The organism is Streptomyces sp. 15-116A (assembly GCF_025290915.1).
Taxonomy (GTDB): Bacteria; Actinomycetota; Actinomycetes; order Streptomycetales; family Streptomycetaceae; genus Streptomyces.
In genome coordinates, this window is record NZ_JAOCQE010000280.1 from 1 (window position 1) to 7,848 (window position 7,848).

9 protein-coding genes are annotated in these 7,848 nt (G+C 72.4%); 7 read left to right on the forward strand and 2 right to left on the reverse strand.

Annotated features, from left to right (window positions below; translation table 11 throughout):
* The 4 genes from N4P33_RS29525 to N4P33_RS29540 all read left to right on the forward strand — a co-directional run.
* Window positions 1–390: helix-turn-helix transcriptional regulator (locus tag N4P33_RS29525; protein WP_260830005.1), on the forward strand; the 390-nt coding region annotated here is incomplete at its 5' end.
* A 223-nt stretch (window positions 391–613) separates the two neighbouring features.
* Entirely contained in the window at window positions 614–2,254 is a 1,641-nt protein-coding gene (locus tag N4P33_RS29530; RefSeq protein WP_260830006.1) for an MFS transporter, read from the forward strand.
* Complete coding sequence (locus N4P33_RS29535; protein WP_260830007.1) at window positions 2,251–2,823, forward strand: hypothetical protein; 573 nt, start codon at window positions 2,251–2,253, stop codon at window positions 2,821–2,823. The genes N4P33_RS29530 and N4P33_RS29535 overlap by 4 nt, the downstream gene beginning before the upstream one ends.
* A gap of 154 nt (window positions 2,824–2,977) precedes the next feature.
* Complete coding sequence (locus N4P33_RS29540) at window positions 2,978–3,175, forward strand: hypothetical protein (RefSeq protein WP_260830008.1); 198 nt, start codon at window positions 2,978–2,980, stop codon at window positions 3,173–3,175.
* Between the two features lie 27 nt (window positions 3,176–3,202).
* Here the strand turns inward: N4P33_RS29540 and N4P33_RS29545 are convergent, their stop codons facing one another.
* Complete coding sequence (locus N4P33_RS29545) at window positions 3,203–4,606, reverse strand: DUF2252 domain-containing protein (RefSeq protein WP_260830009.1); 1,404 nt, start codon at window positions 4,604–4,606, stop codon at window positions 3,203–3,205.
* 248 nt (window positions 4,607–4,854) lie between these two features.
* Here N4P33_RS29545 and N4P33_RS29550 point away from each other — a divergent pair, with 248 nt between their 5' ends.
* Genes N4P33_RS29550 through N4P33_RS29560 form a run of 3 tightly spaced genes read left to right on the forward strand, consistent with a single transcriptional unit; the run spans window position 4,855 to window position 6,679 of the window.
* Window positions 4,855–5,304 (forward strand): SHOCT domain-containing protein, encoded by a 450-nt coding sequence (locus N4P33_RS29550; protein ID WP_260830010.1) that lies wholly within the window; start codon window positions 4,855–4,857, stop codon window positions 5,302–5,304.
* Window positions 5,305–5,353: 49 nt separating this feature from the next.
* Window positions 5,354–5,803 (forward strand): hypothetical protein, encoded by a 450-nt coding sequence (locus N4P33_RS29555; RefSeq protein ID WP_260830011.1) that lies wholly within the window; start codon window positions 5,354–5,356, stop codon window positions 5,801–5,803.
* Window positions 5,804–5,845: 42 nt separating this feature from the next.
* On the forward strand, window positions 5,846–6,679 hold the full coding sequence (locus tag N4P33_RS29560) for a class II glutamine amidotransferase (protein WP_260830013.1): 834 nt from the start codon (window positions 5,846–5,848) through the stop codon (window positions 6,677–6,679).
* A 98-nt stretch (window positions 6,680–6,777) separates the two neighbouring features.
* On the opposite strand, the gene N4P33_RS29565 is transcribed toward N4P33_RS29560, so the two are convergent.
* On the reverse strand, window positions 6,778–7,848 hold a 1,071-nt coding region (locus N4P33_RS29565), incomplete at its 5' end, for a diacylglycerol kinase family protein (protein ID WP_260830012.1).

Sequence of the window (7,848 nt, forward strand, 5' to 3'; positions counted from 1 at the left end):
CGCCTGCTGGCCCGTGCCCTGCGCGAGGCACGCGGCGACCGGCTGCGGCGCCCCTTCATCGAGGCCGAACCGTGGATCGGGCCCCATTTGCGGTCCGCGGAGCTGCACCGGCTGGCCCAGGGCTGGCTCGTCGACAGGTCGCCGGGGCCCGGCGAGGCGCAGGCGCGGCTCCCGCACGGGCCGCTGCCCGACCCCGTGGAGGAGCTGAGCGGCCGCGAACGGGATGTGCTGCGGCGGCTGGCCCAGATGATGTCGACCGAGGAGATCGCCGCCGACCTGTACGTCTCGGTGAACACGGTCAAGACCCACCTCAAGAGCGTCTACCGCAAGCTCCAGGTCAACCGGCGCGGCGAGGCGGTACGCCGGGCCCGCGAGCTGAAGCTGCTGTGAGCCGGCGCGGGCGGCCTGGACGGTGCGGGCTGCGCGGGCGATCTGGGCTGCGCGGGCGGTGGTGTCCGTTTCGCCCGTGACGGGTGAGGCGCGGGGCGCCGGAATCGGGTGCGATGGCACCGGCGACCGGTCACCGCCGGCCGCCGGGCCGATCCGGCGAAGTGGTCGAGGTGAGCGACGTGGGCCAGGCGGACGAGGCGGGCGAGGCAGACGAGGTGGGCACGTGAGGCACTGGCGGGCACTGGTCGTCCTCGGGACCGCGCAGTTCCTGATGGTCCTGGACACGGCCGTCATGAACGTGTCCATCAGCCAGCTCGTCGAGGACTTCGACACCGAGGTCACCGCCATCCAGGCCGTCATCACGCTCTACGCGCTGGTCATGGCCGCCTTCATGATCATCGGTGGCCGGCTGGGGGACATGCTCGGCCGCCGCCGCGTCTTCCTGGGCGGGCTCGCCCTGTACGCCGTCGGCTCCGCCCTGACCGCGATCGCGCCGACCCTGTGGGTGCTGGTACTCGGCTGGTCCGTCATCGAGGGACTCGGCGCCGCACTGGTCCTGCCCGCCATGGCCGCGCTCGTCGCCGAGTCCTACCGGGGCCGCGACCGGGCCGTCGCCTACGGCGTCGTCGGCGGCCTGGCCGGTGCCGGAATCGCTGTGGGACCGCTGCTGGGCGGCTGGGTCACGACGTACCTCAGCTGGCGGCTGGTGTTCGCCGGGGAGGTCGTGATCGTCCTCGCCGTGCTCGCCCTGCGCCGCGCCATCACCGAGGTGCCGCGGACCGGCGAGCGTCCCCGGCTGGACGGGATCGGTGCCACGCTCTCCGCGGCCGGTCTGGCGCTCGGTGTGCTCGGCGTCCTCCAGAGCAGCACCTGGGGCTGGGTGCAGCCGCGCAATCCGCCGTTCACCGTCCTCGGCTTCGCGCCGACGCTGTTCGTGATCGGCGCCGGGATCGCCGTCCTCGCGGTGTTCCGCCGCTGGGAGCACCGGCGCGAGGCGCGCGGTGCCGAACCGCTGGTGCATCTGCCGATGCTCGGGCGGCCCGCGCTCCGGTCCGGCCTGCTGTCCCTGCTCAGCCAGAACCTCATCCTGCTGGGCCTGTTCTTCACCATCCCCCTGTATCTGCAGGTCGTGCAGGGATTCGACGCCTTCGAGACCGGGCTGCGGCTGCTCCCGGTCTCCGTCACCATGCTCGTGACCTCCCTCGGCGCCGCCCGGCTCGGCCGCCTGGCCGGCCCGCGCCTGGTGGTCCGGCTGGCCCTGGTCACCGTGACCGCGGCCGTCGTCTGGCTGCTGGCCACCATCGACCCCGTCATCGACGACGCGCAGTTCGCCGGGGCGATGGGCCTGCTCGGTGTGGGCATGGGCCTGTTCGCCTCGCAGCTCGGCAACGTCGTCCAGTCCAGCGCGAGCGAGGAGGAGCGCAGCGAGGTCGGCGGCCTCCAGTACACGGCGCAGAACCTCGGCTCCGCGCTCGGCACCGCGCTCATCGGGTCGCTGCTCATCGGCTCCCTGGCGCACGCCTTCACCGCGCAGGTGGAGGACGACGCGCGGCTGTCCCAGGAGACCCGGCAGCAGGTCGGCGTCCGTCTGGAGGCCGGTGTCACCTTCGTGCCCACCGACCAGGTCCGCTCGGCGGCCGTCCGCGCCGGGCTGCCGCCGACCGAGGTGGAGGCGGTGACGGAGTCGTACGCGTCGGCGCAGCTCGACGGCCTCAAGGCGGCGATCCTGGCGACCGGCGCCATCACGCTGGCGAGTTTCCTGGTCACCCCGCACCTGCCGGGCCGCGACACCGAACGCCCCCGGCAGCCCGGCACCGCGGCGGGGCCCGCCCGGCCGGGCCCGACCCGAACCGGGAGCCCATGATGCCCAGCCATGCCTCGGAGCGCGGCACCGAAGCCGCACCCCGTACCGAAGGGCGTGCCGAGCGCCGTGCCGAACGTGCCGAACGCCGGGCCGAGCAGCGGACGCACGCCGACTACACCGGCGGCGTGTACGGATCCATGCTCGCCGCGTCGGTGATCGTCGGGGCCGGCTCGCTCGGCCAGTTCCCCCGGCTGGAACTGGTACTGCTGCTGGTGCTCACCGGCGGCGTGTTCTGGATCGCCCATGTGCACGCTCAGCTGTTCGGGGCGCGGCTGACGCGGCAGGCCTGGGACCGGCGCGTGGTGATGCGCGTCTGCCGGGACGAGTGGCCGATCGTCAAGGCCGCCGTCCCGCCCGCCGTCGCCGTCGCCGTCAGCCCTCTGCTGGGCCTCGACGTGCAGGGCGCCCTGTGGTTCGGGCTGTCCGTCGCCGTGGCGGGGCAGGTGGGCTGGGCGGCCACAGCGGCACGCCGGGCCGGCGCCGCGTGGCGCCAGGTGGCCCTGTCGGCGGCGGTGAACCTGCTGCTGGGCATGGTGATCATCGGGTTCAAGCTCTGGCTGAAGAAATGACCCGCCCGTCCGCCCCGCCCGAGGAAACGACCCGCCCGTACGCCCCGGCGAGCGGTGTATCACCTGTACGGGGTGAGCCGGGCGGGAGCCGCGCGGGAGGACGATCGCAGCGTGCGGGCGTGACCCGCCGCCTCAGCCCTCGGGAGACCAGCTCATGCGCTACGAGATCCGCGTCGACGGGCACCTCTCGGAACCGCTGATCAACGTCTTTCCGGAACTCGACCACGTCGTGATGTCCGGCCAGACGCTCCTGTTCGGGCACATCGTCGACGACGCCCATCTGTACGGGCTGCTGGCCCGCTGCCAGTCCCTGGGGCTGCGGGTGCTGGAGATACGTCAGGTGCCGGAGTGACCGCGCGATACGGAGCAACGCGCGCCGTCACGCGCTCGCGGCCCGCACCCTGCCCGACTCGACAGCCGCCCCCAGCGCCTCGAAGTCCCGCTCGTTCTGATCGGCGTACGCCTGGGCGAACAGCGTGAGCGCCCGGTCGAAGCGGTCGCCGCCGCCCAGGTACGCGGCGATGGCGACGGGGTCGCCGGACCGGGCGTGCGCCCGCGCCAGACAGGCCCCGCACAGCCGGGCGAACAGCCGCAGCAGACCCGGGTCCATGGTCTCCGGGCGGGCGATGCCCTTCCAGTCGCGCAGCTGCCGCACGTAAAAGTCGCGGGGGTGCCCGTCGAGGCCCACGGTGTGCGTCCAGCCCAGCAGGATGTCGCTGGTCGTCTGGATCAGGCGCTGTCCCGCCACCACCCGGCGGCCCTGGTTGTCGTACCGTTCGCCGCTTGTGTACGGGGCCAGCACCGACTCCTGCGCCTCCTTCGCCTGGAGCAGCAGGGGATCGTCGTCGTCCCGGCCGAGCAGCAGCACGATCCAGCAGCGGGTGCCGACACTGCCGACGCCGACGACCTTCCGGGCCACGTCGACGAGGCGGAAGCGGCGCAGCAGATGCCGGCGCTCCGACGACAGGGAGCGCGCGTACTGGTCCAGGACCTCGCGCAGCGCCTTCTCCTCCGTCGCGGGATCGTCCAGCAGGTCACGCAGCGGGGTGATCAGCGGCGGGTCGGGGGTGATGCGCCGCCCGTCGGCCGTGACGCGGGTGAGCTTCTCGAAGGCCTGAAGGTGGGTGCGGGTCCGGGCGCGGGCGGTCGCCTCGGCCGTACGGCGGCCGGCCTCGCGGTGCTTCGACGAGGCGAGCAGCTCGTGGATCCGGTCGGCGTCGTCCTGCGCGTACCAGATGTCGAGGGTGCGCATGCCCGCGAACTCCCGCATCCGCCGCCGGTACGCCCTGACGCACGCCTCGACCGCGTCGTTCTGCTCCCCGGCCGAGAAGCCGTTCGCCCGGCCCGCGACGGCGAAGCTGGCAGCCAGCCGCTTGACGTCCCACTCGAAGGGACCCGCGAGGGTCTCGTCGAAGTCGTTGATGTCGAACACCAGACGGCGTTCCGGGGACGCCAGCAGCCGGAAGTTGAGCAGATGGGCGTCTCCGCACAGCTGCACCGTCAGACCGGTGCCCGGCAGCGGCGCCAGGTCCGCCGCCATGACGGCCGCGGCTCCCCGGTAGAACCGGAAGGGGGCTTCGAGCATGCGGCCGTAGCGGATCGGCACCAGCTCGGGCAGCCGGGTCGCCGACTGCTGCTCGATCACGTCGACGGGGTCGGGCCGTCCCGGGGCCGCCTCGAACCAGCCGTGGGACGACCGGGGTGCCCGGCGGCGCGCGTTCCTGCCGTGGGCGGCGCGTTCGGCCGGGGACAGAGAGGCGCTGAACGAACCGGGCACGGCCATGGCGTGTCTCCCGCCTGGTGGTGAAGGAGGGGCCTCGGTGAAGGAGGTTCCTCGATGAACGAGGGTCCGCGGTGAAGGAGGGTCCTCGGTGCAGGACGGTCTCGCCCCCCATCTCAGCCCGGCCCGTGCCGCCGCCGGATCACCCGCCCCGGGTGAGGCGGCCGGGGGCCGGCGGACACACGCTGAGTTCGGCAGTCCACGGCAGGTCGTGGACGCGCCCGGAACGGAGGCCGGAGATGAGTCCAGAGATGAGTACGGCGACCTACCTCGCATACGACTATCCCTTGCTGAGCGCCTTCTGGACGATGCTGGTGTTCTTCTTGTGGATCATGTGGTTCGTCCTGCTCTTCCGGATCGTCGTGGACATCTTCCGCGACGACGACCTGAGCGGCTGGGCCAAGGCCGGCTGGCTGGTGTTCACCATCGTGCTGCCCTTCCTCGGCGTGTTCGTGTACGTCATCGCCCGGGGCAAGAACATGGGCCGCCGCGAGATCGCGCAGGCACGTGCGCAGCAGCAGGCCTTCGACGACTACGTCCGTGAGACCGCCAGGGGCACGGGCGGCCCGGCCGGCAGCGTCGACGAACTCGCCCGGCTGTCCGAGATCAAGGCACGCGGCGACATCACGGACGAGGAGTTCCGCAGGGCGAAGGAACTGGTCCTCAGCGGACACACCGCTGACGGCGGACGCACCACCTGACGGCTGACACACCGCTGACGGCGGACGCACCACTGATGGAGGCAGCACGATGACAGCGACACACCCGTCTTCCGGCACATCCGGCGCACACGTGCCGCCGGTCAAGCAGCAATGGGCCGAGGGCCTGACCGTCTTCGCCGGCGTCACGCTCGTGATCGCGGGGGCGCTCGGCATCCTCCGCGGTGTCATGGGCATCGCCGAGGACGAGGTCTTCGTCACCACCGGCGACTACGTCTTCGAGTTCGACCTCACCACCTGGGGCTGGATCCACCTGGTGCTCGGCGCGCTCGCCGTGGTCGTCGCCTTCGGGCTGTTCCAGGACGCCCTGTGGGCCCGCGTCGCCGGGGTGACGGTCGCTGGACTCGTCATCATCGCCAACTTCCTGTCCCTGCCGTACTACCCGGTGTGGTCCGTCGTGATGATCGCCTTCTCGGGAGTCATCATCTGGGCGCTGTGCGTGACGCGGTCGGGCACGGGTGAGGATGCGACGGCACGGTAGGCGTGGCACGTTGGAGCGACAGACGTGGAACGGGGGCTGGTGATGTGCCGATGGCTCGCCTACTCGGGCACCCCCATCCTGCTCGACACGATCCTCTACAAGCCGGCACACTCCCTCATCGACCAGAGCCTGCACGCCAAGCTCGGCGTCGAGACGACCAACGGTGACGGATTCGGCGTCGGCTGGTACGGCTCGCACATCGAGACGCCGGGGATCATCCGGGAGATCGGCCCGGCGTGGAGCAACCGCAATCTGCGGGAGATCGCCGACCATGTGCGCTCGCCGCTGTTCTTCGGGCACATCCGGGCCTCCACGGGCTCCCCGGTGCAGCAGACCAACTGCCACCCGTTCCGCCACGGCCGCTGGATGTGGATGCACAACGGCGCCATCGCCGACTTCCACCGCATCCGCCGTGACCTCGCCCTGGCCGTCGACCCGGACCTCTTCCTGTGCATCGAGGGATCGACGGACTCGGAGCTGATGTTCTATCTGGCGCTCACCTTCGGCCTGGAGGACGATCCGCCGGGCGCGGTCGCGCGCATGGCCGGCTTCGTCGAGCGGGTGGGGCACGAGCACGGGGTGGAGTACCCGCTGCAGATGACCGTCGCGGTCACCGACGGGGTGCGGGTGTGGGCGTTCCGCTACTCCTCCGAGCGGGCCTCCCGCTCGCTCTTCTACAACACCCGAGTGGAGACGCTGCGTTCGCTGCACCCGGAGATCGGGTTCCTGCGGGAGGTCTCGGACGACACCCGGCTCATCGTCTCCGAGCCCCTCGGCGACATGCCCGGCGCCTGGAACGAGGTCCCCGAGAGCACGTACGGGGTCGTCCAGCCGGACGGGGACGCGATGTTCGACTTCCGCCCTCAGCCGGTCTGAGCCGGCCGCTCTGTCTGAGGCAGCCGCTCTGAGCCGCTCTGAGCCGCCTCGACGCTTGCGCGTCGCGCGGCGTGAGCGTCCCACCGGTCGTGAGCGTCCTACCCGATGGGCGCCGTCCGGCCCGGGGACAGCCGTCCCAGCGCCAGCCGTGTCACTTCCGGCCAGTCGGCCGCCGCCCCGCTCGCGCTACGGCGGTGCGCGCGCCGGCGGGGTACGTGCACCCTGAGGGCACCCGGCGCGACCCGGCACACGACCGGCGACGGCAGGACCACGTGCTCCCCGTCGATGCCGACCGGGAGCCGGTCAGTGCCGGCCTCGACGACGACCTCGGCGGCACTCAGCCGGATCAATCCGCCGGACCGAGGACGCCACGCCAGCCGGGCCGCCTGCGCGGTGCTGCCCACCCGGACGCCCACCACACCGAGGAGTCCCGAGTCCAGCCGCTCCCTGCGTCCCGGACGGGCGGCGTCGACAGCGCGCCCGTAGCTGTTGTTGCTGACGAGCAGCGCCTGAAGCCCCTCGATGTCCGTCGCATCGGCCCGCGCCCGCAGCCTCGGTGCGTCCTCGCCGGTGAGGAGGCCGGGGAGGGCGTGCAGCGCCGTGCGGGCCTTGGCGTCCCGGTAGGCGGGGTCGGTGACGATCGACGCGTACGTGCCGAACGAGGCGTTGTTGACGAACACGCGGTCCGCGGCGTAGCCGAGGTCGACGCGGAGTTCCACGGCATCGGTCAGGGCCTGCAGCGCCGCCGCCGGATCGTCGCGGTCCAGGCCGAGATCGAGGGCGAAGTGATTGCGCGTACCGGCCGGGATCACGACGAACGGCACGTCGTGCTGCGCCGCGACCTCGGCGACCAGTGCCTGAGTTCCGTCGCCGCCCGCCACCGCCAGCAGATCGGCCCCGTCGGCGACGGCCTGCCGGGCCAGTGCGGTGACGTCCTGGTGCCCTTCGAGTAGCGTCACCCGGCAACCGGCGGCCCTGGCCTTCTCCTCCAGGCGGAAGCGGGCCACCTTGCCGCCGCCGGAGCGCGGGTTCATGAGGACCCACGGCGCGCGCGGTGCCTCGGTGACAGCGTGCCCGGGCCGTGCGGTGCCGGCGTGTGCGGGCCGTGCGGTGCCGGCGTGTCCGGGCTGTGCGGTGCCGGCGTGTCCGGGCTGTGCGGTGCCGGCGTG

Excerpts from the sequence above, each read along its gene's own strand:
- N4P33_RS29535 (WP_260830007.1), top strand. The coding sequence starts at position 2,251 with ATGATGCCCAGCCATGCCTCGGAGCGCGGCACCGAAGCCGCACCCCGT.
- N4P33_RS29560 (WP_260830013.1), top strand. The coding sequence starts at position 5,846 with ATGTGCCGATGGCTCGCCTACTCGGGCACCCCCATCCTGCTCGACACG.
- N4P33_RS29555 (WP_260830011.1), top strand. The coding sequence starts at position 5,354 with ATGACAGCGACACACCCGTCTTCCGGCACATCCGGCGCACACGTGCCG.
- N4P33_RS29540 (WP_260830008.1), top strand. The coding sequence starts at position 2,978 with ATGCGCTACGAGATCCGCGTCGACGGGCACCTCTCGGAACCGCTGATC.
- N4P33_RS29550 (WP_260830010.1), top strand. The coding sequence starts at position 4,855 with ATGAGTACGGCGACCTACCTCGCATACGACTATCCCTTGCTGAGCGCC.
- N4P33_RS29545 (WP_260830009.1), bottom strand. The coding sequence starts at position 4,606 with ATGGCCGTGCCCGGTTCGTTCAGCGCCTCTCTGTCCCCGGCCGAACGC.